This is a genomic window from Modestobacter marinus (assembly GCF_019799945.1).
GTDB lineage: Bacteria > Actinomycetota > Actinomycetes > Mycobacteriales > Geodermatophilaceae > Modestobacter > Modestobacter marinus_B.
In genome coordinates this window covers 1-638 of the sequence record NZ_JABGCH010000179.1, presented here as the reverse complement: position 1 = coordinate 638, position 638 = coordinate 1, and the positions used below count along the sequence as shown (strand labels likewise).

1 protein-coding gene is annotated in these 638 nt (G+C 71.6%); it reads right to left on the bottom strand.

Translation table 11 applies throughout. The features are described from left to right. The coding region (locus tag HK417_RS24575) for a methyl-accepting chemotaxis protein (protein ID WP_261327709.1) at positions 1–638 on the bottom strand (638 nt) is incomplete at both ends.

The following is a 638-nucleotide window of genomic DNA, read 5'->3' as shown; positions in this document are numbered from 1 at the left end:
CGGGACATCTCGTTCGTGGTCGCGGTCTGCTCCTCCACCGCGGAGGCGATGGTCAGCTGGAAGTCGTTGATGCTGCCGATCACCTCGCTGATCCCGCCGATCGCGGTGATCGCCCGGGTGGTGTCGGCCTGGATCGCCTCCACCCGCCGCGCGATGTCCTCCGTCGCCCGCGCCGTCTCCTGCGCCAGCTCCTTCACCTCGTTGGCGACCACCGCGAAGCCCTTGCCGGCCTCCCCCGCCCGGGCCGCCTCGATGGTGGCGTTCAGCGCCAGCAGGTTGGTCTGCTCCGCGATCGAGGTGATCGTCTTGACCACCGCACCGATCTCCTGGCTCGAGGTGCCCAGCTTCTCGATCGTCTCCGTCGTCGCCTGCGCCTCGGTCACCGCCTGCGCCGCCACCCGCGCCGCCTCGTTCGCGTTCTGGCTGATCTCCCGGATCGAGGCGCCCATCTGCTCCGCCCCCGCCGCCACCGTGGCCACGTTGCGGGACACCTCCTCCGCCGCCGCCGACACCACCCCGGACTGCGCGGAGGTCTCCTCCGCCGACGCCGAGATCTGCGCCGACGAGGCCGACAACTCCTCCGAGGACGCCGCCACCGCATCCGAGGACACCGCCACCGACGAGAGCACCGAGCGCAG